The organism is Allorhizobium borbori, assembly GCF_014196535.1.
Lineage (GTDB): Bacteria > Pseudomonadota > Alphaproteobacteria > Rhizobiales > Rhizobiaceae > Ectorhizobium > Ectorhizobium borbori.
On the sequence record NZ_JACIDU010000006.1, the window covers coordinates 23,909 to 46,403 of the forward strand.

Sequence of the window (22,495 nt, forward strand, 5' to 3'; positions counted from 1 at the left end):
ATGGCACGCCAAGTCAAGACCCGAAACAAGGTCATCGTTACCATCGCCGCCTGGGCGGTGGGGATCGCGATCTTCTTCCCCATCCTGTGGACGGTGATCACCAGCTTCAAGAGCGAGGCCGACGCCATCGCCGATCCGCCGGTGTTCCTGTTCTTCAACTGGACGCTGGAAAACTACGTGACGGTGCAGGAGCGCTCCGACTACTTCAACCACTTCATGAATTCGGTGGTGATCTCGGTCGGCTCCACGCTCATCGGTCTGCTGATCGCCGTGCCCGCCGCCTGGGCCATGGCCTTCGTGCCCGGCAAGCGCACCAAGGATCTGCTGATGTGGATGCTTTCCACCAAGATGCTGCCGCCGGTCGGCGTGCTCGTGCCGCTTTATCTCATCTTCCGGGATATAGGGCTGCTCGATACGCGCATCGGTCTGGTCATCGTGCTGACGCTGATCAACCTGCCGATCATCATCTGGATGCTCTACACCTATTTCCGTGAAATTCCGGGCGAAATCCTTGAAGCCGCCCGTATGGACGGTGCAACGCTGAAAGCGGAAATCCTTTACGTGCTGACGCCGATGGCGGTGCCGGGCATCGCCTCGACCCTGCTGCTCAACATCATCCTGGCCTGGAACGAAGCCTTCTGGACACTGAACCTGACGGCAGCCAACGCCGCGCCGCTCACGGCATTCATAGCCAGCTATTCAAGCCCCGAGGGCCTGTTCTACGCCAAACTCAGCGCTGCTTCCACCATGGCGATCGCTCCGATCCTGATCATGGGCTGGTTCAGCCAGAAACAACTCGTCCGCGGCCTGACCTTCGGCGCGGTGAAGTGAGGAAATCATGGGAAGCATCGTTCTCGAGAAAGTTCACAAGCTTTACGGCAATGTCGAGGTCATTCCGTCCATCGACCTGACCATCAATGACGGCGAGTTCGTCGTCTTTGTCGGCCCCTCCGGTTGCGGCAAGTCCACGCTGCTGCGTCTCATCGCGGGGCTGGAGGACACGACCTCCGGCGCCATCCGCATCGACGGAAACGACGTGACCGAGACGCCGCCCGCCAAGCGCGGCCTTGCCATGGTGTTCCAGTCCTACGCGCTTTATCCGCATATGTCGGTGCGCAAGAACATCGCCTTTCCGCTGAAGATGGCGGGCATGGACAAGGCGGAGATCGACCGGCGTGTCGAAGGCGCGGCCAATGTGCTGAACCTCACGCAATATCTCGACCGCCGTCCCGGCCAGCTTTCCGGCGGCCAGCGCCAGCGCGTCGCCATCGGCCGCGCCATTGTGCGCGAACCCTCGGCCTTCCTGTTCGATGAGCCGCTGTCGAACCTCGATGCGGCGCTGCGCGTCAACATGCGGCTCGAAATCTCCGAACTGCACCAGAGCCTCAAGACCACGATGATCTATGTGACCCACGACCAGGTGGAAGCCATGACCATGGCCGACAAGATCGTCGTGTTGCAGGCCGGCAATATTGAGCAGGTCGGTTCGCCGCTGGAACTTTACCGCAACCCGCGCAACCGTTTCGTCGCCGGCTTCATCGGCAGCCCCAAGATGAATTTCATCGAGGGAGCCGAGGCTGCAAAGCGGGGTGTCCATGCCATCGGCGTTCGCCCTGAACATATCGCGCTGTCGAAAGATAGTGGACTATGGAAGGGCACGGTCGGCCTTTCCGAGCATCTCGGCTCCGATACGTTCTGCTATGTGAATGTCGAGGGCATCGGCACCTTGAATGTTCGTACCTCCGGTGAAGTCTCCGTTCATCATGGCGATACCGTTTGGCTGACGCCGGGCGAGGCGAATATCCATCGCTTCGACAAGGACGGGATGGCCATCCGATGAGCGGGCGTCTTCAGGGAAAATGCGCGCTCATCACAGGTGCCGCGCGCGGCATCGGCTTTTCCTTCGCAAAGGCTTATGTAGCTGAAGGTGCAAGGGTTGCGATCGCTGATATCAATAGTGATCGCGCTCGGGCCGCAGCCGTGGAAATCGGCGGCAATGCCATTGCCGTTGAAATGGACGTGACGAAGCAGGACAGTATCGACCGGGCCGTTGCCGAGACGGTCGAGCGGTTGGGGCGGATCGACATTCTGGTGAACAATGCGGCGCTGTTCACCGCCGCCCCGCTGGTCGAAATCGAACGTGCGGATTTCGACCGTGTCTTTGCCATCAACGTCTCCGGCGTGCTGTTCACCATGCAGGCGGTGGCGCGCCACATGGTCGCGCGCGGCGGTGGCGGCAAGATCATCAACATGGCTTCGCAGGCCGGACGGCGCGGCGAAGCGCTGGTCGCGGTCTATTGCGCCTCGAAGGCGGCGGTCATCAGCCTCACCCAGTCAGCCGGGCTGAACCTCATCCAGCACGGTATCAACGTCAACGCCATCGCGCCCGGCGTGGTGGACGGCGAACACTGGGACGGCGTGGATGCCTTCTTTGCGAAATACGAGAACAAAGCGCCCGGCCAGAAAAAGAAGGAAGTCGGCGAAGCCGTGCCCTTCGGGCGCATGGGCCGGGCGGAAGATCTGACGGGTATGGCGATCTTCCTCGCCTCGCCGGAAGCCGATTACATCGTCGCCCAGACATATAATGTCGATGGCGGGAACTGGATGAGCTGACATGAAACTCTCGAACGCAACGCTTTCCGCCCTCCCCTCCTCCATCAAGGTACCGGGCTACGACCGGTCCCGTCTCACGCCCGGCATCGTTCACATCGGTCTTGGCAATTTTCACCGTGCCCATCAGGCCTGGTATCTGCACCGGCTGATGGAAATGGGGCTGGCGCAGGACTGGGCGATCATTGGCGCGGGCGTGCGCGCCTTTGACGAGGCACAGCGATTGAAGCTGAAGGCGCAGGATTACCTGACGACGCTGATCGAACTCGATCCCTCCGGCAAGTCGGCGGAGGTGACGGGCTCGATGATCGACTATGTGCCGATCGTCGAGGGCAACGGGCCGCTGATCGAGCAGATGGCCGATCCCGCCATCCGCATCGTGGCGCTGACGGTAACCGAAGGCGGCTACTACATCGATCCCGCCACCAAGGGCTTTGCCGTCGATCACCCCGACATCGTGCACGATGCCGCCAATCCCGAGACACCGCGCACCGCCTTTGGCGCCATCGTCGCGGCCTTGAAGCTGCGCCGGGATCGGGGCGTCGGTCCCTTCACCGGCCTGTGCTGCGACAACCTTCAGGGTAACGGCCACATCCTGCACCAGACCGTGGTTTCGCTGGCGCGGCTTTCCGATCCCGCTCTGGCCGCATGGATCGATGAACATTGCACCTTCCCGAACTCGATGGTGGACTGCATCGTGCCGGCCACGGGGCCAAAGGAACTGGCGCTGGTGCAGGCGCTGGGCATCGACGATGCCGCCCCGGTGACGCACGAGAACTTCCGGCAATGGGTGATCGAGGACAATTTCTGCGCCGGCCGTCCGGATTGGGACAGAGCGGGCGCGACCTTCTCCGATCAGGTCCACGATTTCGAGGTGATGAAGATCCGCATTCTGAACGGCGGTCATCAGGTGATTTCGGATGTCGGCGAGGTGCTGGGCGTCGAGACGATTTCCGGCTGCATGGAGCACCCGAAGATCCGCGCGCTGTTCCGCAAGGTCGAGCTTGAGGAGATCGTGCCGCATGTGAAGCCGGTTCCGGGCTATACGCCGGGTGATTATGTGAAGCTCATCGACCGGCGCTTCTCCAACACGGCTATCGTCGATACGACGCGGCGCGTGGCCTTCGACGGGTCGAGCCGTCACCCCGGTTTCATCGTGCCCTCGATCCGCGACGGATTGAAGGCCGGGACCCCCGTGGAAGGGCTGGCGCTCGTATCGGCCGCCTGGGCGCGCTATTGCCTGGGCGTGCGCGAGGATGGTTCCGTCGTAGAGCCAAACGACCCGTTCTGGGCCGATCTCACAGAAGTGGCGGTGGCCGCAAAAGTAAATCCGCGGGCATGGCTGGAAATGCGCACGCTTTACGGCGATCTTGCCGATCAGCCGCGCTTTGCCGATGCCTTCGCGAAGTGGCTGTCGCTGATCCATGCCAGGGGTATGGAAGCGGCCATCGACGCCTATCTCGCAGCCTGACCCGGAGCGGAGCGCCTGCATGTCCTATCTCGGCATAGATCTCGGCACGTCGGGTCTGCGAGCCCTGCTGATCGGTAAGGATGGTGAAACCATCGGGTCGGCCGAAAGCCATTATGCGGTGTCGCATTCCCATTCCGGTTGGTCGGAGCAGGACCCGGCGGCATGGATTGCAGCGCTGGAGGCGGCGGTTGCGGCGCTGAAGGCACTGCATCCGCAATTTGCGGGGCTGAAGGGCATCGGCGTTGCCGGGCATATGCATGGCGCGATACTTCTGGATGCGGCGGGTAAGGTGATCCGCCCCTGCATTCTCTGGAACGACACCCGCAGCCATGCCGAGGCGGCCCGCCTCGATGCTGCGCCCGGCGTGCGGGCGCTTTCTGGCAACATCGTCTTTCCCGGCTTCACGGCGCCGAAGCTTGAATGGGTGCGGGCGCATGAACCGGACAATTATGCGCGGGTGGCCAAGGTGCTGCTGCCCGCCGCCTATCTGAACTTCTACCTGACCGGTGCTTACGTGGCCGATATGTCCGACAGCGCCGGCACATCCTGGCTTGATGTCGGCGCGCGGTGCTGGTCCCGTGAACTGCTGGAAGCCGGCCGCATGCGGGCCGAACAGATGCCGGCGCTGGTCGAGGGATCGCAGAAGGCGGGAACACTGAAGGCGGACCATGCGGTGCGCTGGGGTGTCGGCGCGGATGTAACCGTTGCCGGCGGTGCGGGCGACAATGCGGCGGCGGCCTGCGGCATCGGCGCCCTTTCCGAAAGTCAGGGCTTTGTTTCCCTGGGCACCTCCGGTGTGCTGCTCGCTGCCCGTGATGGCTATCGCCCCGCGCCGGAAACGGCGCTGCACACCTTCTGCCACGCGGTTCCCGACCGCTGGTACCAGATGGGTGTGATGCTCTCGGCAACCGACAGCCTGAACTGGCTGTCACGCATGACCGGGCGCAAGCCCTCCGAACTGACGAAGGCGCTGGGTGACACTCTGCATCCGCCGGGCCGCGTGCGCTTCCTGCCCTATCTTTCCGGCGAGAGAACGCCGCATAATGACGCGGAGATTCGCGGCAGCTTCACCGGCCTTGGCGCGGAAACCGCGGTGGAGGATCTGACACGAGCGGTGCTGGAAGGTGTTGCCTTTGGCCTGCGTGACAGTGCTGAGGCACTGCGGGCCACGGGCGCGCGGCTTGACCGGCTGTTTGCCATCGGCGGCGGGGCGGCATCCCGCTACTGGGTGGAACTCATTGCCACCGCGCTCGGCGTGACGCTCGTTCTGCCGAAGGCCGGCGAGTTCGGTGCAGCGCTTGGGGCCGCGCGGCTCGGCCTTGTCGCGGCTACCGGACGCGCGCCGGAAACGGTAATGCTGGCGCCGGAGGCCGGAACGGAGATTTCCCCCGTCAAAGCGCTTGCAGGCGCTTTCGATGATGCGTATGGCAAGTTCAGGGACGCCTATCCGGCGATCCGCAAGATCCAGTGACCAACGAGGTTCGAACCATGATTCTCTGCTGCGGTGAAGCGCTGATCGACATGATCCCCATGGCGACGATTTCCGGCAGGGACGGCTATGTGCCCCATGCCGGCGGCGCGGTGTTCAACACGGCGATTGCCCTTGGCCGGCTCGGCCTGAATCCGGGCATGCTGTCGGGCCTTTCGACCGATCTGTTCGGCCAGCAGCTTCAGGCGGCGCTGGTGGAAAGCCGGGTGGATACCGGTAGCGTCATTCTTTCGGATCGCCCGACCACGATGGCCTTCGTGCGACTGACGAACGGCCACGCCACCTACACCTTCTACGACGAAAATTCTGCCGGTCGGATGATCATGCCCGACGATCTGCCGGTGCTTTCCGATCAGGTCAAAGCGCTTTATTTCGGCGGCATCAGCCTTGCGGTTGAGCCGGGCGCGGAAACCTATGCCGCGCTTCTGGCTCGCGAGGGCAGCAAGCGGGCCGTGATGCTCGATCCGAACATCCGTCCCGGTTTTATCCGCGACGAAGCGCGCTACCGCGACCGGCTCTCCCGGATGCTGGCGCTCTCCGACATCGTGAAAGTGTCCGACGACGACTTGCACTGGATTTTCCCCGGCAGCGAGACGCTGGCGGAAAAGGCGGCGAAGCTTCGGCTTGCCGGTCCCTCGGTCATCATCGTCACGCGCGGCGGCGAAGGCGCAACGGCCTTCTTCGGTGCGGGCGAAGAGGTCAGCGTTACCGCGCAGAAGGTGACGGTGGTCGATACGGTCGGTGCGGGCGATACGTTCAACGCCGGCGTGCTGGCCAGCCTTTCCCAGCAGGGCCTTCTGACCAAGGCAACCATTGCCGGCCTTTCCGCCGGCGAACTGGAGGCGGCCCTTGCCTTCGGCGCCAGGGTGGCCGCCGTGACGGTCTCGCGTGCCGGCGCCAACCCACCCTGGGCAGCCGAACTCTGATCCTTCTTTCATCAGCGCGGTGAATCGGTCGGGCCCGACCGATTCACATTAGTCGTTGGACGGGGCGGATGATTTTTCCGACTCTGTGTCCATGCCCGACGACACGCCCCCTCCCCTTTCGCTACGCCGCGTTGAACCCGCGCTCAACATGAAGCGCTTCTACACGCTGACACTCCAGCCAACGCTGTTCGGCGAAGTGACGCTGATCCGCCATTGGGGCCGGATCGGCACACGCGGCCAGAACCTGATCGAGACCTTTGCGGACCAAGAAGCAGCCGTAAGCGCCTTCACGCGGCTGGCGCGCTCCAAACGGGCCCGGGGCTATGTTCTTCCGGCCTAAAGCGTGTCGCAGCTAACCGGATTCGGGTTCCCGTTTTGCCTGATCTATGATTCACTTTGCCCATGGAAGGAGAAGCGCCATGGGCAAGCCGCATCCGATCGCGTTGCGTGAGCGTGTCGTTGCGTTTGTGAACGAAGGCAACACGAACCGGGAAGCGGCTCGGCATTTCCGCGTTTCGCCTCGGTTCGTCAACAAGATGATGATCCTGCACCGTTCATCCGGTTCTCTTAGCCCCGCCCGGCAAGGCCATCCGCCTGGCAGCAAGCTCTCTGTCCATGGTGAATGGATACGCAAACGCGTGGCTCGCCACGGCGAAGTGACCCTGGACGAATTGTGTGTCGAACTCGCCGAACGCGGTATCGAAGTCCATCGCGCGACAGTTGGCCGGTTTCTACACCGGCTTGGGCTGAGCAATAAAAAAAACCCTAAAGGCAAGCGAGCAGCGCAGACCGGAGATCGCCAGGGCGCGTGATCTCTGGATCAATCGCCGGAAGCCGTTCTTCAACAAGGCCTTGTCGAGGTTGATCTTTATCGATGGGACTTCGACGAATACCCGCCTGACAAAGCGCACCGGATGGTCTGCCAAAGGCAGCCGTTTTGCCGCCTATGCCCCGTTCGGTCACTGGAAAACCCAGACCTTCATTGCTGGTCTGCGATCCCATGGCCTGACTGCGCCATGGATCATCAATGCACCTATGAACAGCCGCATCTTCGAAACATGGATCGAAACGCAACTTGCGCCGACACTGTCGCCTGGTGACGTCGTCATCCTCGACAATGTCGGCTTCCACAAAAGCGAGCGAGCCGAACAACTGGTCACGCAGACGGGAGCGTGGCTTCTATTCCTGCCGCCCTATTCGCCGGGCCTGAACCCCATCGAGATGGCGTTCTCAAAACTCAAGGCGCTTCTGCGAAAACGGGCCGCTCGCAGCTTCGATGCGATAACACAAGCGCTCGGCGATATCATAAGCCTCTTCTCTGTCGCGGAATGCCGAAACTTCTTCATAGCAGCAGATTATGAGGCTGAATAAATGCGACACGCTTTAGCGTGTGCGATTCCTTCTCGCCAGCGGCCGAAGTGTCGCGGCGATTGCCGGGAAGGAAACCGAGGTGCAGCCATTTGAACGCCGGGAGCGCATCGTCGCGCTGGTGAGCCGTACGGGTGAAATGACCGTTGAGGCGCTGGCCGATGCGCTTGAGATGTCACGCGAGACGATCCGCAGGGATCTGACCCAGCTCGATGCTGCCGGCAAGCTGCGCAAATTTCACGGTGGGGTCCGCCCCATGACGGTGCCGGCCGGAACCATGGAAAAGGAAGGCCCCTTCGCGCAGCGACTGGCGCAGAACGCCGAGGCCAAGCGCAAGCTTGCCCGCGCGGCCTGCCGCCTGTTTCAGCCGGGCGATTCTCTCTTTATCGATACTGGCAGCACCACGGTGGCGCTGGCGGAAGCGCTTGCCGACCTGGACGGGCTGGTGGTGGTGACCAATGCGCCCCGCATTGTCGTCACGCTGGCTGCCAATCCCAGCCACAGTCTGTTCCTGATCGGCGGTGCCTATGGTGCGGATGCCGGTGAAAGCCTGGGACCGCTGGCGCTTGAACAGATCGGTAAGTTCCGCGTTCGTCATGCCGTTCTCACCATTGGTGCGCTGGATACGCAAAGCGTCATGGACTTCGACCTGCAGGAGGCGGAGGTTGCCAAGGCCATGATCGAGCGTGCAGACCGCATCACTGTGCTGGTAGACCACTCCAAGTTCGACCGGCGTGCTGTGTTCGAAGTCGCGCCGCTGTCGCGCATCGATACGCTCGTGACCGATAAACCACCCTCCGAAGCCATGGGGCGGGCACTGGCGGCAGCCGGCGTCGAGGTCATCCTGCCGGGGTGCCCCCCCTCCCCTCTCGGACCGACTCGCGCCGAGCGATTCGCAGGCCCCCTGCCCTGCTCCCACACCTCTGGCCCGTTTTGGCGGCTGAAGACGCGTGAAAGAGCCTCCTGTGGACGGTTTTCCCCTTTTCAGGGCAAGCAACTGGATTCCCTAAGCGATTCTAATCCATGATGTTTTTGTCGCTCGCGCTCTGGCGTCATTAAGGGTCGGTTAACCCTATTTTCCTTGCCAGCTTTTGGGAATCGGCGCACATTCCCGATAATTCATCCGTTTTTCGGAAATTATCGTGACAAGGGAAATCGGCGGGCATGAACGTGAAAAGGTCGGTATCGGAGGCAGTAGTGAGTTTTGCCGACGTCATCCTCGAACAGGGTGGCGAAATTTCGGCCAAGCTCGACATGCTGCGCATCGAGAAGTTCCCTCCGAACGCCCAGAAGACGCTGCGTCAGTTCTCGCTTGCCGAAGTCGCGGATTTTGTCGGCGTCTCCCAAAGCTATCTGAAGAAGCTGCACCTTTCCGGAAAGGGCGTCGAGCCCGCCGTGACCTCCACCGGGCGTCGCTACTATACCGCCCCGCAGATGGACGAACTGCGCACCCTGCTCGACCGCGTGCCGCATCGCCGCGGCGATGAAAAATTGCAGGTGATTGCTGTCGTCAACTTCAAGGGCGGTTCGGGCAAGACGACCACCTCCGCCCATCTGGCGCAATATCTTGCGCTCAAGGGTTATCGCGTTCTCGCCATCGATCTCGATCCGCAGGCATCGCTGACGGCGCTCTACGGCATTCAGCCGGAGCTGGACGAGAAGCCGTCGCTCTATGAAACCCTGCGCTATGACGATCAGCGCAAGCCGATCTCCGCTGTCATCCAGCCAACGAATTTTCCGAACCTCGACGTGGTTCCGGCCAATCTCGAATTGCAGGAATATGAATACGAGACGCCGCTTGCCATGCAGCGCAAGGATAGTTCTGAAGGCAAGTTGTTCTACACCCGCATTGGCTCGGCGCTCGCGGAAGTGGATGATCAGTATGACGTCGTCGTCGTCGACTGCCCTCCCCAGCTTGGCTATCTGACCTTGACGGCGCTGACGGCGGCAACCTCGGTGCTTATTACCGTTCATCCGCAGATGCTTGACATCATGTCCATGTCGCAGTTCCTGTTGATGCTCGGGGACATTCTGAAAAGCGTCGAAGGGGCTGGCATCGCCGTCAGCCTCGACTGGTTCCGCTATCTCATTACCCGCTACGAACCGATGGATATTCCCCAGCAGCAGATGGTCGGCTTCATGCAGTCCATGTTCGCGCAGCAGATGATGAAGAACCATATGGTGAAGTCCACCGCCGTTTCGGATGCGGGCCTGACCAAGCAGACGCTTTACGAGGTGGAGCGCTCGCAATTCACGGCCGCGACCTATGATCGTGCCCGCGAGGCCGTTGATGCCGTCAACGCCGAAGTAGCCGAGCTTTTGCAGATGGCGTGGGGGCGTCGCAATGGATAAGGCGTTGTCAGCCGTACAGATCGCGGCTTTTTCAAATAAATTCAGGCCTTTGAAGGCTTCCGGAGGAATACGTCATGGCGCGTAAGGACGTTTTCGCCAATCTCACCTCGCCGGCCAACGCCCAGCCGGAACGCAAGGCCATTGCCGGCTACGCGACCCGTGGCGCGACCCGCTCGATGATCAATTCGCTGAGCGAACTGGCCGAGAAGGCAGCCCTTGCCGATCAGGCCATGACGGGCGAGGCCGTGGTTGATCTCGACCCGGCGCTCGTCGATGCGTCCTTCGTGACCGACCGCATGGATGATGATCCCGAAGCGTTCGACGCTCTGGTCGAGGCCATTCGTGAGCGCGGGCAGGACACACCGGTTTTGGTTCGTCCGCATCCGAAGATCGAAGGCCGTTACCAGATCGTGTTCGGCCATCGCCGCGTGCGTGCCGCCCGGTTGCTCGAACGGCCGGTGCGGGCCGTCATCAAGGCCGTCTCCGATATTGACCATGTGATTGCCCAGGGTCAGGAAAACTCGGCGCGCGAGAACCTGTCGTTCATCGAGCGCGCCAGCTTCGCCCAGCGACTGGCGGACCTCGGTCACGAGCGCCGTACGATCCAGCAGGCGCTTACGGTGGATGCGCCGATGCTGACCCGCATGCTGTCCGTCAGCGGGCGGATCCCCGCATCGGTCACCGAGGCGATTGGGGCCGCAAAGGGGATTGGTCGCGACCGGTGGCTCGATCTCGCCCAGCGGATCGAACACCCGTCTGCGCGTGCCGTGGCACTGGCCGTGATTGGCGAGGAAGATTTTAGCACGCTTTTATCGGAGGCGCGTTTTGAGCGGTTGCTGAAAGCGATCAAGGACGCCGGGAAGCCGGCCCGTCGCGCCCCCGCCCCCGGTCTCTGGACGGCAGAAGACAAGGCTGTTGCTGCGGAATTCAAGGCGGCCGGAAAGAACTATTCGATTGCGCTGAAATCGAAGGATGCCGTGAAGTTCGGCCGTTTCATCAGCGCCAATCTCGAGCGCCTTTATGATGAGTTCAAACAGACGAATCAACAAGGAGACTGAAGCAAAAGAAAAGGCCCCCAAAACGTTGCCGTTCCGGAAGCCCTTCTCGTGTGTAGCAACTAGAGAATCGCATTTCCCGGAATCCCCGTCAAGAGTCTTTGGCACCGATTTGGTGAGCGGATTTCTTTTGCCTGAAGAAAGGTGAAGAAAAATGCAGACCGGGAATGTGACGACGCCCTTTGGGCGGCGATCGATGACGCTTGCCTTGGTCAAGGGGCAATTGGAAACCGCCGCGATGCCTTCGGGCAAGTCAGCGGACAAGTGGAAGATTTTCAGGGACGCCTGCGACGCACGAACCTTGCTGGGTCTCAAGGACCGGGCGCTGGCTGTGCTGAACGCGCTCCTGACGTTTCATCCGGACACGCGCCTGGAAGCGGATGGCAATCTCGTCGTCTTTCCGTCCAACATGCAGCTTAGCGCCAGGGCGAACGGCATAGCCGGCACGACGCTCCGGGAGAACCTTGCGCATCTGGTCAAGGCCGGGCTCATTCATCGCAAGGATAGTCCGAACGGCAAGCGCTATGCACGCAAGGGAGCCGATGGCGGCATCAATGACGCCTATGGGTTCAGCCTCGCACCGCTTCTGGCGCGGGCCGAGGAACTGGCGCAGCTTGCCCAACAGGTTGCGGCTGAACGTTTGCGTGTGCGCATCCTCAAGGAAAAGATCACCATTCTGCGTCGCGACCTTCGCAAGTTGATTTCTGCGGCGATGGAAGAGGGGGCCGATGGCGAATGGATGACCGTTGAAGCCCATTACATCGCGGCGGTTGGAGCGCTTGCACGCGCCAAAACCACCGAAAATCTCGAATCTGTCCTCGATACGTTTGCGCTATTGCATGCCGAGGTCGTTAATTTGCTGGAAAGTCAGGTTATTTTCCCAAAATACGACACCAATGATGACGAAATCCGTCAGCACATACAGAATTCAAATACACAATCCACCCATGAACTTGAACCTTGCTTCGAAATGCAAGAGGAGGCGCGGGCAGGGGATCAACCATCAGCGTTGCGGGGAGCTGAACGGCAACAACCCAAAGCCTTTCCGCTGGGTATGGTGTTGAGGGCTTGCCCCGATATCCACGATTACGGGCCGGAGGGGCGCATTTCGAACTGGCGTGACCTGATGACGGCGGCGATCGTCGTGCGTTCGACCCTCGGGATCAGCCCGTCTGCCTATCAGCAGGCCTGCGAGGCGATGGGGGCGGAAAATGCGGCAACCGCAGTCGCCTGTATTCTCGAAAGGGCAGGGCATATCCAATCGCCGGGTGGATATCTGCGTGATCTTTCACGCCGGGCGGAGCGGGGCGAGTTTTCGCTTGGTCCGATGCTGATGGCGCTGTTGCGAACAAATGCCCCGGCGGAGCGAAAGATTTGCTGACTTGAGTGCCAAACATTACCCCGAGACTGGTTCGATGCTGTTGGACGAGGGCCGTGCCGGTTTCCTGGCTGAAGTCCTGCCTCGAGCCCGTCACCCTTAAACCCCATCGGCATCCGGCACGCTCTCGGGACGCTGGTTATAGACCAATGTGTGGCAAAAGGTGAAATCGAAATCGCCGAGCAGGTCGCTTTCGCCGGTGTGACGTGTGAAGTCGCCGCGAACGTTAACCATCGACAAAGGCACAATAAGTAAATGCGCTGGCTGCAAAAGAGATGAGAGAACGGGTTCCGGTACCCATTGTCATATTTCTATACCTTACCGAGTTCCTCGGGCGTCACTCCGATTGCTGCTGCCAGTGCCGCCTTGCCACTTTCCGGCATCATTTTGAGGCCGAACTGTATGCCTTCCTGCCATGCCGGGCCGCGATCCCATGCCTCCTTATAGGCATCGGCCAGCATGTAACCTTGCTTCGTCTCCTGTAGCGACTCACAGAGTAGCGAGGACTGCAGGAGGTCCTTGTCTCTCTTTGCCCGCCCGAGGCCATCCGTGCGGCGCCTGGATGCGACGATGAGTTTGTGGATGGCATACCGCTCGGGGGCGGGAATATTCACGCTCACGCCTTCACGATGCAGTAGCACGGTCCTGACAGGCTCGTAGATCAGATAGTCCAGAAACCGAAGGTTTTCCGCCGATGCGCCACCGAGGGCAGGCATAGGGGAGGGCTTGCCCGTGTAATCATCCGATCCCCGGTTACCTGTCAGGAATTCCACGCGGTAGGAAACGTTGTTCACGAACGCCACCACCTTTGCCCTGTCGGCTTGATGGGGGACTGCATGGAATGTCGGGTCGACCGATCGCAGGACCTCGAGGATCGGAGGCAGGCTGTCCTCAACCTCGGCCGAGATCGAGAAATCCTGTGCGAAGTCTGCGTCACCAGTCTGCATCGCGGTATTGGGAAGCCGGACACCAAGCAGGCCCGGATAGCAACTGAAGGCAACGGAACCGATCAGGACCGCCCGGAGACGGAAGAGGCCGGCGTCGGCAAGGGCTTTCGTGACATCTCCTGCAAAGCGATCAGGCGCGGCCATGCCGCCGCTCCGCAGGAGCATGCCGACAAGCCGACGCCGCTCCCGTATGTCATCCTTGATTTCCTTATGGCGCTTTACCCGAGCCGTGATCTCATCGTCGGCTTCGGGCCCAACATAACGCCGTTTGTCGCCCTCGTCTGTCGGGTATTCGAAATACCAGTATTTGCGATCCTTGACGGGAACCGAAACAAAACGTCCATCGAGCGGAAAGTCGGCTTCGAATTGGGCGTCAAACGTCCGCTGCGCGAGTTCCGCGAACGCAGTGCGATACACCAGGTCGATTTGCTTCATCTGTCGGCCGTCCCGTTATAAGGAAATCGCCAATCCCTTATAGTCGCTGTTATAAGGAAATGCAAAAAACCTTATAACGGTCTCGCAATGTCCGCGCAACAGCCGGACCTGATGACATAAACGCCCTCCGGCAACCTCGCTGTGGCAAGGCGGGTCTGCACTGATCCACAAAGGAGGACGGGCATGTCGGAGATCATCACCGTCCGGGCTCTGCCGTCGTCTCCCTCGACGGCGGCGAGGGGGCCATGACACCGAATCCGAGCTTGAGGAGGCGCTCGCGCAGGTCTTTTACATTGCCGGATTGCGGCTTGCTCGCAAGCACGCAGACGATCCCATTTAGCGGAGCGGATCGGGTTGAATGGCTTGAATCGTCAGGGGAAAGCGTCGCCATATGCAATCAAACGACCGTGCAGGACGTGATACTGTCATAGGCCGCTCAAAAGCGCCCGCTTCACGACTCTGAGATACTGGATCTGGCCGGAAAATGCCGAACCCGTGGCATTTGACCACTGTCAAGCATGTCAGGCAACTGCACACTGCCGGCGCATCGCCAACAGCCTGTCAGTTGTCATGATCCTTACGAGTTTCATCGCCACATATGCGCTGATCGCCATAACACCCGGCCCAAACATGGCCACGGCCATTCATGTGCCCCGCACACCGGTCGATGCGAGAGGCGTCGGCGTCCTGTACGGGTTGTTCGTGATCTGGATGAGTGTCGGCTGCTTTCGCAAGCCGTCGGGCGCCGGTTCCGATTTGCAGCGCAGGGGCACCGGGTTCTGTCAGGCGCTGCTTGTTGCCTTGGTCAACCCGTATACCGCCCATCTGATCATCACTTACATATCCGCGGCGGAGCCGCGCAGATCAGCGCTGCCGCGCCTGGAATCGTCCTATCGGTATTTCTGGTCGCCGGTTGCTGGTTTTCGTGCGTGGCGCTCGGCTTCAGCAGTCGGCTTTTTGCGAAAGCGCATTTGCGCCTGGGGGCGGGGATAGAGCCGGTGATTGGTGTGCTGCTGATCGGCCTGGGCGTTTTCAGTGTCTTGCAAACGTTGCCCCTCTGAGCCCAAATCCGGCAATCGCACAGGCGGGGCCTGTCTTCTGGCTTGCGTCTCTCGCCCGGTTTACACCGGTGTGCGCCCGATATCCTTTAGAAGCGCGATGAGCGCGGCCTGCCGGTGACGTCCTGTTTTGATGAAGATCCGTTCGAGATAGGTGCGGCCCGTCTTTTGCGTGATGCCGAGCAAGGCGGCGGTTCCGGCGATGGTATGACCGGCGGCCAGATGTGCAGCGAAGCGCGCTTCGGCGGGCGTCAGGTCGAACAGGGCGCAAAGCAGCGTCTGGTCGGGGGCCACGTTACGGCTTCCCGCTTCCGTGGCGGCGATTAGAAGGTCGGCGCTGGCGAAAATATCCTGCGCCGAGCGCTTCAGCGGCACGATATGGATGACCAGCGGCGGGCGTCCTTCCCGCCCGGAAACGGGATAGAGCGGATGGCGGCGCTGTTTGACGACAATAATGAATCCACTCGCTGCTGGGTAGCGATGTTGTCAGTCTGTTCAACTCAGGCAGATGTAGAGGACTGGAATCAGCACGGTCGAATGCGCCTGTTCCGGCCGATGATGGCAACACGCTTGATATTTATCGGTCCAATGTCCGGCGCCTGCCGTCTTCCGGTGCGGCAATATCTTTCATGATACTTGGCATTTCGATGAAGCTTGGCCGGCGGCGAATTCCATATTAGCCGTCACGCTATCTTATTGAAATAATTTACATGTATCGTCTTGCGATTGAACGCAGGACGACGCTATTCCTGCGGCTGCGGTTGAAAGAGGCGCAGGCTGAGCCGGGCGCTCAAGCCGCGGCCCGAAGCGGTGTCGCCGAGACTGATCAGGCCACCATGGAGATCGGCGATACGGCGCGCGATCGCAAGACCAAGCCCCGAGCCCGGCTTCGCGTCGCCACGGGCGATCTGGTAGAAGCGTTGAAAGACACGGCTACGTTCCTCCTCGGGAATACCCGGTCCTTCATCCTCGACCGCGATTGTCCCCGTCGTCGCGTCCGGCATCACACGCACCGTTACGCACCCGCCTTCGTCACTATGGGCAATCGCGTTATCGACAAGGTTGGCGATGACCTCCCCGAGAAGCAGCGGATTGCCCGCGACGTTAACAGGGGTGTCCGGCGCATCGAGGACGATATCGACATTGCGGCTCAGAGCCCGGGGCGCACGTTCGGCCAGAACGTCGGCAGCAAGGCGGCCGAGATCGACGCGTTGATCGACATCGACCTCGCTCTTCGCATCGACGCGCGCCAGCACGATCAATTGCTGGAGCATGCGTTGCAGGCGCGTCACGCCGCTCTGAGCCTCGCCGAGCGTTGCCAGAAGATCGTCCTGGCCCGCCGCCTGCCGCTCCAGAAGCTCGAGATGCAGCTTGATACCGCCCAGCGGCGAGCGCAACTGATGTGAGGCATCGGCGGTAAAATCGCGCACGCCGGCAATCGTTTCATCCAGCCGCTCCATCAGCGTGTTGATCGCCGAGACAAGATCGACGGCCTCTTCCGGCACGCGTGCGGTATCGATACGGGCAAAGGGGATGGCGCCCGGCGGCGCCCTTCCCAGAAGCTCCTGACTGATTTCGGTCAGCGGCAGAAGCCCGCGCAAAATGGCCAGATAGGAGAGAATGGCGGCAGCACTCAGGAGAACGGCTTCAAAAAACACGAGGACGACGAGCATCCGCGCTTCCATATTGAGCCTGCTGTTCAGCGTTTCCGCCATCCTGAATGTGAGCGGACGTGCGAAGCCTTCGATGGTGCGGCTCGTCATCGCGATCCGCACCTTGTTGTCATTCAGATCGGCTGGCACATGCGTGATCTGGTCAAGCGGCGCGGGGCGCGTGTCCAGTGCACAGAGCTCCCGGTCGCCACGCTGAAAGCCGGCGCCGTCGGAGATACAGAAGGCAAATGTATCATTTGCCTCGCCGCTCAGGATCTCGATGGCGCCCTGCGCGATTGTGTTGTCGATATGCGCCGGACCCCGTGCGGTCGCGCGGTCGATGATAGAGACAAGCGCCGCATCGAGAAGGCGATCCTGCGTCAGGCTCACGACGCTATGGATGAGAAATGCGCCGCCGATGCCGAAGACGATCGCCAGCACTGCAACCGGCAAAACCATGTTTTGCAGAAGGCGCCGACGGATGGACGGCGTGGCGCTCGCATCCATTCACTCGACCTCGAGAATATAGCCGACCCCGCGGATTGTGCGAATATTGGGGCCATGCGGCTCAAGCTTCTTGCGCAGGCGGCCGAGATGCAGTTCCACGGCATTGGGCGTGAGCGCATCGTCGAAATTCGAAATCGCGGAGGCGAGCCGCTCCTTCTGCACGACCTGGCCGGCGCGGCCGAGAAGAAGAACGAGAACTGAATATTCCCTTGGACGCAGGAAGAGCGGGCGTCCGGCGAGCGTTACCGTGCCGGAGTTGCGGTCGATGGAAAGCGCGCCGCAGGTCAGCATCGGACCGGCCTGGTTCTGGCCGCGCCGGACGAGCGAGCGCACGCGGGCCTCGAATTCCTCGAGCGCGAAGGGCTTGGTCAGATAGTCATCGGCTCCCACATCGAGCCCGGCGACCCGGTCGGGAATGGCATCGCGCGCGGTCAGGATCATCACGGGCGTAGCCGAACCGGCCTGCCGCAGCGCTTTCAGCACCGTGAGCCCGTCCATTTCAGGCAAGCCGAGGTCGAGCACGACGAGCGCATAGTCTTCTTCGAGCGCTGCGGCGAGCCCGTCGCGGCCATTGTCGACACGATCAACCGCATAGCCGGCGGCCGCAAGCGCCGCCACGATCCCGCGCGCTAACGACGGGTCATCCTCTACAATGAGGACCCGCATGCCTTCCTCCCTGGTCACAATTTGCTTCGGCCTAGATCAAGCACGGAGGATGGGTCCGCGACAAGACAATTTCGCGCCACTCCCTTGGCTGACAGGATGGTGACGGGAAATCCGATGTAAGCGCTGGAAATGAGTTTGGTAAAGCCGCATGTCGCGGCCTGCCGTTGAGACGCGCCGTGGGCCACAACGACTGACGCGCGACCGTTCGTATCGAGGCCGGAGGACCCCCAGGCGGGGTGCGTCTCGTGCACAGGGAGGAACAACCATGACAGCAAGTACACGCTCATCCCGCGTTGGCACCGTATTGCGCGTAACAAGCGGCAATTTCCTTGAGATGTTCGACTTTTTCCTCGTCGGCATCTACGCCAGCAACATTTCCAAGACCTTCTTTCCGTCGAACAACGAAGTTGCATCGCTGATGCTGACCTTCATGACCTTCGGCGCGGGCTTTCTGATGCGACCGCTCGGTGCGATCTTTCTCGGGGCCTATGTCGACAGGATCGGTCGTCGTCAGGGCCTCATCGTCACGCTCGGCATCATGGCGGTCGGCACTGTGCTTATTGCCTTCGTGCCCGGCGTCGAGACGATTGGTCTCTTCGCACCGCTTCTCGTTCTGATCGGCCGCCTGTTGCAGGGCTTTTCCGCCGGTGTGGAACTCGGTGGCGTCTCGGTCTATCTGGCGGAGATGTCGACCCCCGGCAAAAAGGGCTTCTATGTGTCGTGGCAGTCCGCCAGCCAGCAGGTTGCCATCATGGTCGCGGCCGCTCTCGGCTACGCGCTGAACTCCGTGCTGCCGCCGAGCATGATGTCGGAATGGGGCTGGCGCATACCCTTCTTCATCGGCTGTGGCATCGTACCGTTCCTGTTTTATATCCGGCGCTCGCTCGAGGAAACGCAGGAATTCGCCGCCCGTAAGCATCACCCGACCATGACACAGATCTACCAGACGCTGGCTGCGAACTGGGGCATCGTCCTGCTCGGCATGCTGATGGTCGTCATGACGACGGTCTCGTTCTATACCATTACCGTTTACACGCCGACCTTCGGCAAGAGCGTCCTGAAGCTTTCGGAGACCGACAGTCTTCTCGTGACGTTCTGCGTCGCCCTGTCGAACTTCTTCTGGCTGCCGGTAATGGGTGCTGTTTCCGACCGCATCGGCCGCAAGCCCGTACTCGTGGTCTTTTCGGCGCTGGCTCTCGTGACAGCCTACCCGGTCATCGCCTGGCTCGTCGCCGCACCGAGCTTCGAGCACATGCTGATCGCCGAACTCTGGCTCAGCTTCCTCTATGCCAGCTACAATGGCGCCATGGTGGTTGCCCTGACGGAGATCGTGCCGCCGATCGTGCGGACGGCAGGCTTCTCGCTTGCCTATTCACTGGCGACGGCGATCTTCGGTGGCTTCACGCCAGCCATCGCCACCTGGCTTATCCAGGAGACCGGCGACAAGGCAGCACCCGGCTATTGGCTCGCCTTTGCAGGCGGTTGCGGTCTGGTGGCGACGCTTCTCATCTACCGCAAGGTGACGGACAGCGCGCGGTCCAGCACAATCGCCGCCGAGGCGTGACAAACGACGCGGGACGGCGCGATTGTCCGTCCCGCTCTCTTCCTCTCGGTCTCTTTCATTGAGAGACTGTCCCAACGGGGACAGATGGGATGGACTTTCCGCGGGCTGATGACCCGACAAGGACGGAAAGCTGGCCGGGCCACCGGATTGAGAGTGGCATGCGGTCTGCAATTGCGGAAACACGCCTTATTGACCAGTCAGCTCAGACGTTGACCGCGCCCACCGTCATGACGTTGGCACTCTGCCTGTGCGGCACCAGCGGGAAGCGATGGTTCTTGTAACGGATGGCCGGCGTGTTCATCGCGTCCGGCGTCGTCCTTCGACTGCGGCCATCGCCGCGCCGGACACAACGAGCGGAAGTGCCGTCAGGAATGCGTAGGACAAGGGTGTATCGAACAGGAGCGTGTCGGCAATGACCGGCCACACGATTGCCAGATATTCGAACGGTGCCAGCAGGGACGCCTCGGCATGCCTGAAAGCCAGCGTCAGGGCGATATGCGCAAAACCTCCGAACAATCCGGCGAGAATGAGCATGATCAGTCCGTAGCTATCCGGCATGGCCCATCCGAACGGAATGGTGGCGATCCCGCCAAGCATAGAGGCGATCACGAAGTAGAAGGCGATGGCGCCCGGATTTTCGGTTCGGCTCAGGCTTCGCACCATGATGAGCGCACATGCAGTCAGAATGCCCATCAGCAGGCCGAAGAGATACCCCCAAAGGCGATCGCCATTGATATCGCCCTGACCGATCTCCGGCCATACGAGTGCCAGAACACCGGCCAGTCCCAGCACGACGCCGCCGACGCGCCAGACTGTTATCCGTTCGGACAGAAGAAGAACGCCGGCGATGCTGGTAAAGGTGGGCGACAGATAGCCGAGCAAGGTCGCTTCGGCCAAAGGCAGCCGGGCGATCGATGCAAAGGACGCAAACATCGCCGCAGCGCCAAGGCTGGAGCGCAGGAGATGCCCGAGCGGTCGCTTCGTTGCGAGACCATGCGGGAACTCTGCCCTTAGCCAAAGGAAAACCACAAGCGGGATCAGCGCGAATGCGGACCGGAAGAAGACGATTTCACCAACCGGGATTTCGGCTGAAGTCGCCTTGATGCAGACTGACATGACGGCAAACAGGAAACCCGAAAGGATGCGCAGACCTATCCCTGCGGCCGGATTTTCAGAGGTTCTGGTCACGGTCGATTCTTCACGCTGTTTCGCAGGCCGCAATCACCGCACGAAATGGATGTGCGGCTTCGCATGATAGGGGGAGGGCGACACATGCGCTTCCACGGAAAAGACGTCCCTCAGCAACTCGCGGGTCAGCACGTCTTCAGGCGTGCCCGATGCGACGACTTTCCCCGCCTGCAGAACGAGCAGCCGATCGCAGAACATTGCCGCATGGTTCAGATCATGCAACGCAATGATGCTGGTGACGCCAAGGGTCGAAACGAGCCGCAGGAGGCCAATCTGGTGATGAACGTCGAGATGGTTGGTCGGTTCGTCGAGGATGAGTTCCTTCGGTGATTGCGCAAGCGCGCGGGCCAGGTGGGCGCGCTGCTTTTCCCCACCCGACAAGCTCTGCCAGGTGTCGTTCCGCTTCGCGGTCAGTTCCGTCCGGTCGAGCGCACTGTTGACGGCAGCATCGTCGACGCTGGTCCAGCCGGAAAACATCGATCGATGCGGGAAACGGCCAAGCTTGACGACATCCACAACCTTGAGATTTGCGTTGGTGGTGGCGTGCTGCTCGATGAATGCCACGCGCTGTGCAATCGCGCGCCGGCGGATCGTGCCGATGTCTTGGCCATCGAGCGTGATCCGTCCCGCAAGGGGCCGTTTCAGTCCCGCCAGAAGCCGGAGCAGGGAGGTCTTGCCCGAGCCATTCGGCCCGAGCAGTCCCAGAATTTCTCCGGGCCTGGCGATGAGCGAGACATCATCGACGATTGTCTTCGAACCGATCTTCCAGACCAGATTTTCAGCCCTGATGCTCATGACGCCCGCTGGAGCTTGTAGAGAATGATGGAGAAGAAGGGCACGCCCACCAGTGCGGTGACGACGCCAATCGGCAATACCTGCTGTGGGATGAGCGTGCGCGAGGCGATATCCGCCAGAACCATGAACACCGCACCGGTAACCGCACAGGCTGGCAGAAGTCTCGCATGAAGGGGTCCGACCACGAAGCGGGCGGCATGCGGAACGACAAGTCCGACGAAGCCGATCGTGCCGACCATGCTGACGATGGTGGCGGTCATGATGGCCGTCAGGGCGAAGAGAATGATCCGCGTTCGGCCGACGTCAATTCCGAGGGAGGACGCGGCTTCGTCACCGAAGGCGAAGGCGTCAAGCACACGGGAATAGAAGATGCAGACGATCAGCCCCAGGCCGACGACCATGGAAACCAGCGCAAATTCGGGCCAGCGAACACCGCCGAAGCTGCCGAGCAGCCAGAACATCACGTCGCGCGCCTGCTGGGCATTGCCGGACGTCGTGACGATATAGGAGGTCGCCGCATTGAAGAGCTGCGATGTCGCAACCCCCGCCAGGATCGTTCTGTCTGCCCCGCCGCGCGCACCGTTGGACAGAAGCGCCACGAACAGAAATGCCGCGAATGCCCCGGCGAAAGCGCCTGCCGAAAGCGAGATGGCGCCCGCGCCAATGCCCAGGATGACGACCGCGACCGCGCCGGTGGAGGCGCCTGCGGAAATGCCCAGCACGTAAGGTTCTGCCAGGGGATTGCGCAGCAGCGCCTGCATGATCGCGCCGCATAGCGCCAGGCCCGCACCGCAGAACACCGCGACCAGCGCCCGGCTCAGCCGGTACTCCCAGATCACGGTCTCATGGATCGGGTTGAGCTGGATCGCCGTCCAGCCCAGTCTGTTCGTGATGGCCGAATAGGTGGTCGACAAGGGGATCGGCATGTCACCGATCCCCACGCTGATGCCGACGACCAGCGCTATGGCAACGAGCGAGCACAGGGTAACCGTCAGGACGGCCCCGATGTGTCGCGATTGCCTGCCCGACGAACT

General features: G+C 61.3%; 24 protein-coding genes. 16 read left to right on the top strand and 8 right to left on the bottom strand.

Features of this window, described 5'->3' with window-relative positions; translation table 11 throughout:
- From GGQ66_RS08660 to repC, 13 genes are all read left to right on the top strand, one after another.
- Entirely contained in the window at positions 1-831 is an 831-nt protein-coding gene (locus tag GGQ66_RS08660) for a carbohydrate ABC transporter permease (RefSeq protein WP_183791493.1), read from the top strand.
- A gap of 7 nt (positions 832-838) precedes the next feature.
- Complete coding sequence (locus GGQ66_RS08665) at positions 839-1,840, top strand: ABC transporter ATP-binding protein (protein ID WP_183791495.1); 1,002 nt, start codon at positions 839-841, stop codon at positions 1,838-1,840.
- Positions 1,837-2,613: an L-iditol 2-dehydrogenase gene (locus tag GGQ66_RS08670; RefSeq protein ID WP_183791497.1), complete on the top strand. Its 777-nt coding sequence runs from the start codon at positions 1,837-1,839 to the stop codon at positions 2,611-2,613. The genes GGQ66_RS08665 and GGQ66_RS08670 overlap by 4 nt, the downstream gene beginning before the upstream one ends.
- 1 nt (position 2,614) lies before the next feature.
- Positions 2,615-4,081 carry a mannitol dehydrogenase family protein gene (locus GGQ66_RS08675; protein WP_183791499.1) on the top strand — a complete coding sequence of 489 codons (1,467 nt, stop codon included), beginning with the start codon at positions 2,615-2,617 and terminating at the stop codon, positions 4,079-4,081.
- A gap of 19 nt (positions 4,082-4,100) precedes the next feature.
- Positions 4,101-5,552 (top strand): xylulokinase, encoded by a 1,452-nt coding sequence (gene xylB / locus GGQ66_RS08680; protein WP_183791501.1) that lies wholly within the window; start codon positions 4,101-4,103, stop codon positions 5,550-5,552.
- Positions 5,553-5,569: 17 nt separating this feature from the next.
- Complete coding sequence (locus GGQ66_RS08685) at positions 5,570-6,496, top strand: carbohydrate kinase family protein (protein WP_183791503.1); 927 nt, start codon at positions 5,570-5,572, stop codon at positions 6,494-6,496.
- 91 nt (positions 6,497-6,587) lie between these two features.
- Positions 6,588-6,836, top strand: coding sequence for a WGR domain-containing protein (locus tag GGQ66_RS08690; RefSeq protein WP_183791865.1), 249 nt, complete (start codon positions 6,588-6,590; stop codon positions 6,834-6,836).
- 79 nt (positions 6,837-6,915) lie between these two features.
- On the top strand, positions 6,916-7,308 hold the full coding sequence (locus tag GGQ66_RS23085; protein WP_237358844.1) for a transposase: 393 nt from the start codon (positions 6,916-6,918) through the stop codon (positions 7,306-7,308).
- Positions 7,309-7,348: 40 nt separating this feature from the next.
- The gene (locus GGQ66_RS23090; protein ID WP_237358845.1) at positions 7,349-7,867 is read left to right on the top strand and encodes an IS630 family transposase; all 519 of its coding nucleotides are present in this window, start codon (positions 7,349-7,351) and stop codon (positions 7,865-7,867) included.
- 79 nt (positions 7,868-7,946) lie between these two features.
- Positions 7,947-8,891 (top strand): DeoR/GlpR family DNA-binding transcription regulator, encoded by a 945-nt coding sequence (locus GGQ66_RS08700; RefSeq protein WP_183791506.1) that lies wholly within the window; start codon positions 7,947-7,949, stop codon positions 8,889-8,891.
- A gap of 137 nt (positions 8,892-9,028) precedes the next feature.
- Entirely contained in the window at positions 9,029-10,216 is a 1,188-nt protein-coding gene (repA, locus tag GGQ66_RS08705; RefSeq protein WP_183791513.1) for a plasmid partitioning protein RepA, read from the top strand.
- Positions 10,217-10,290: 74 nt separating this feature from the next.
- Positions 10,291-11,274, top strand: coding sequence for a plasmid partitioning protein RepB (repB, locus tag GGQ66_RS08710; protein WP_183791515.1), 984 nt, complete (start codon positions 10,291-10,293; stop codon positions 11,272-11,274).
- A gap of 151 nt (positions 11,275-11,425) precedes the next feature.
- A complete protein-coding gene (gene repC / locus GGQ66_RS08715; RefSeq protein WP_183791517.1) occupies positions 11,426-12,652 on the top strand; it encodes a plasmid replication protein RepC in 1,227 nt (408 codons plus the stop codon).
- 96 nt (positions 12,653-12,748) lie between these two features.
- Here repC and GGQ66_RS23270 read toward each other — a convergent pair whose 3' ends face one another.
- Together GGQ66_RS23270 and GGQ66_RS08720 are read right to left on the bottom strand one after the other, a co-directional pair.
- Entirely contained in the window at positions 12,749-12,883 is a 135-nt protein-coding gene (locus GGQ66_RS23270) for a hypothetical protein (protein ID WP_272872528.1), read from the bottom strand.
- Positions 12,884-12,960: 77 nt separating this feature from the next.
- Complete coding sequence (locus tag GGQ66_RS08720; protein WP_183791519.1) at positions 12,961-14,031, bottom strand: nucleotidyltransferase family protein; 1,071 nt, start codon at positions 14,029-14,031, stop codon at positions 12,961-12,963.
- A 495-nt stretch (positions 14,032-14,526) separates the two neighbouring features.
- Here GGQ66_RS08720 and GGQ66_RS08725 point away from each other — a divergent pair, with 495 nt between their 5' ends.
- Positions 14,527-15,024, top strand: a complete 498-nt coding sequence (locus GGQ66_RS08725) for a hypothetical protein (RefSeq protein ID WP_183791521.1) — start codon at positions 14,527-14,529, stop codon at positions 15,022-15,024.
- A gap of 128 nt (positions 15,025-15,152) precedes the next feature.
- On the opposite strand, the gene GGQ66_RS08730 is transcribed toward GGQ66_RS08725, so the two are convergent.
- Positions 15,153-15,464: a helix-turn-helix transcriptional regulator gene (locus GGQ66_RS08730; protein WP_183791523.1), complete on the bottom strand. Its 312-nt coding sequence runs from the start codon at positions 15,462-15,464 to the stop codon at positions 15,153-15,155.
- 54 nt (positions 15,465-15,518) lie between these two features.
- On the opposite strand from GGQ66_RS08730, the gene GGQ66_RS08735 reads away from it, so the two are divergent.
- Positions 15,519-15,722, top strand: a complete 204-nt coding sequence (locus tag GGQ66_RS08735) for a hypothetical protein (protein WP_183791525.1) — start codon at positions 15,519-15,521, stop codon at positions 15,720-15,722.
- Between the two features lie 110 nt (positions 15,723-15,832).
- On the opposite strand, the gene GGQ66_RS08740 is transcribed toward GGQ66_RS08735, so the two are convergent.
- Together GGQ66_RS08740 and GGQ66_RS08745 are read right to left on the bottom strand one after the other, a co-directional pair.
- Positions 15,833-17,248 carry a sensor histidine kinase gene (locus GGQ66_RS08740; RefSeq protein ID WP_183791527.1) on the bottom strand — a complete coding sequence of 472 codons (1,416 nt, stop codon included), beginning with the start codon at positions 17,246-17,248 and terminating at the stop codon, positions 15,833-15,835.
- Entirely contained in the window at positions 17,249-17,914 is a 666-nt protein-coding gene (locus tag GGQ66_RS08745) for a response regulator (RefSeq protein WP_183791529.1), read from the bottom strand.
- 265 nt (positions 17,915-18,179) lie between these two features.
- On the opposite strand from GGQ66_RS08745, the gene GGQ66_RS08750 reads away from it, so the two are divergent.
- The gene (locus GGQ66_RS08750) at positions 18,180-19,478 is read left to right on the top strand and encodes an MFS transporter (protein ID WP_183791531.1); all 1,299 of its coding nucleotides are present in this window, start codon (positions 18,180-18,182) and stop codon (positions 19,476-19,478) included.
- Positions 19,479-19,775: 297 nt separating this feature from the next.
- Here GGQ66_RS08750 and GGQ66_RS08755 read toward each other — a convergent pair whose 3' ends face one another.
- Genes GGQ66_RS08755 through GGQ66_RS08765 form a run of 3 tightly spaced genes read right to left on the bottom strand, consistent with a single transcriptional unit; the run spans position 19,776 to position 22,468 of the window.
- Positions 19,776-20,666 (bottom strand): DMT family transporter, encoded by an 891-nt coding sequence (locus GGQ66_RS08755; RefSeq protein WP_183791533.1) that lies wholly within the window; start codon positions 20,664-20,666, stop codon positions 19,776-19,778.
- Positions 20,667-20,699: 33 nt separating this feature from the next.
- Positions 20,700-21,461: an ABC transporter ATP-binding protein gene (locus GGQ66_RS08760; RefSeq protein WP_183791535.1), complete on the bottom strand. Its 762-nt coding sequence runs from the start codon at positions 21,459-21,461 to the stop codon at positions 20,700-20,702.
- Complete coding sequence (locus tag GGQ66_RS08765) at positions 21,458-22,468, bottom strand: FecCD family ABC transporter permease (protein WP_502708688.1); 1,011 nt, start codon at positions 22,466-22,468, stop codon at positions 21,458-21,460. The genes GGQ66_RS08760 and GGQ66_RS08765 overlap by 4 nt, the downstream gene beginning before the upstream one ends.
- Between the last annotated feature and the right edge of the window lie 27 nt (positions 22,469-22,495).

Coding starts and splice junctions, on each gene's coding strand:
- GGQ66_RS08675 (WP_183791499.1), top strand. CDS start 2,615: ATGAAACTCTCGAACGCAACGCTTTCCGCCCTCCCCTCCTCCATCAAG.
- GGQ66_RS08690 (WP_183791865.1), top strand. CDS start 6,588: ATGCCCGACGACACGCCCCCTCCCCTTTCGCTACGCCGCGTTGAACCC.
- GGQ66_RS08685 (WP_183791503.1), top strand. CDS start 5,570: ATGATTCTCTGCTGCGGTGAAGCGCTGATCGACATGATCCCCATGGCG.
- GGQ66_RS08660 (WP_183791493.1), top strand. CDS start 1: ATGGCACGCCAAGTCAAGACCCGAAACAAGGTCATCGTTACCATCGCC.
- repA (WP_183791513.1), top strand. CDS start 9,029: ATGAACGTGAAAAGGTCGGTATCGGAGGCAGTAGTGAGTTTTGCCGAC.
- GGQ66_RS08745 (WP_183791529.1), bottom strand. CDS start 17,914: ATGCGGGTCCTCATTGTAGAGGATGACCCGTCGTTAGCGCGCGGGATC.
- GGQ66_RS08720 (WP_183791519.1), bottom strand. CDS start 14,031: ATGAAGCAAATCGACCTGGTGTATCGCACTGCGTTCGCGGAACTCGCG.
- GGQ66_RS08665 (WP_183791495.1), top strand. CDS start 839: ATGGGAAGCATCGTTCTCGAGAAAGTTCACAAGCTTTACGGCAATGTC.
- GGQ66_RS08670 (WP_183791497.1), top strand. CDS start 1,837: ATGAGCGGGCGTCTTCAGGGAAAATGCGCGCTCATCACAGGTGCCGCG.
- xylB (WP_183791501.1), top strand. CDS start 4,101: ATGTCCTATCTCGGCATAGATCTCGGCACGTCGGGTCTGCGAGCCCTG.
- GGQ66_RS08735 (WP_183791525.1), top strand. CDS start 15,519: ATGGCGGCGCTGTTTGACGACAATAATGAATCCACTCGCTGCTGGGTA.
- repC (WP_183791517.1), top strand. CDS start 11,426: ATGCAGACCGGGAATGTGACGACGCCCTTTGGGCGGCGATCGATGACG.
- GGQ66_RS08760 (WP_183791535.1), bottom strand. CDS start 21,461: ATGAGCATCAGGGCTGAAAATCTGGTCTGGAAGATCGGTTCGAAGACA.
- GGQ66_RS23085 (WP_237358844.1), top strand. CDS start 6,916: ATGGGCAAGCCGCATCCGATCGCGTTGCGTGAGCGTGTCGTTGCGTTT.
- GGQ66_RS08750 (WP_183791531.1), top strand. CDS start 18,180: ATGACAGCAAGTACACGCTCATCCCGCGTTGGCACCGTATTGCGCGTA.
- GGQ66_RS23270 (WP_272872528.1), bottom strand. CDS start 12,883: ATGGTTAACGTTCGCGGCGACTTCACACGTCACACCGGCGAAAGCGAC.
- repB (WP_183791515.1), top strand. CDS start 10,291: ATGGCGCGTAAGGACGTTTTCGCCAATCTCACCTCGCCGGCCAACGCC.
- GGQ66_RS08740 (WP_183791527.1), bottom strand. CDS start 17,248: ATGGATGCGAGCGCCACGCCGTCCATCCGTCGGCGCCTTCTGCAAAAC.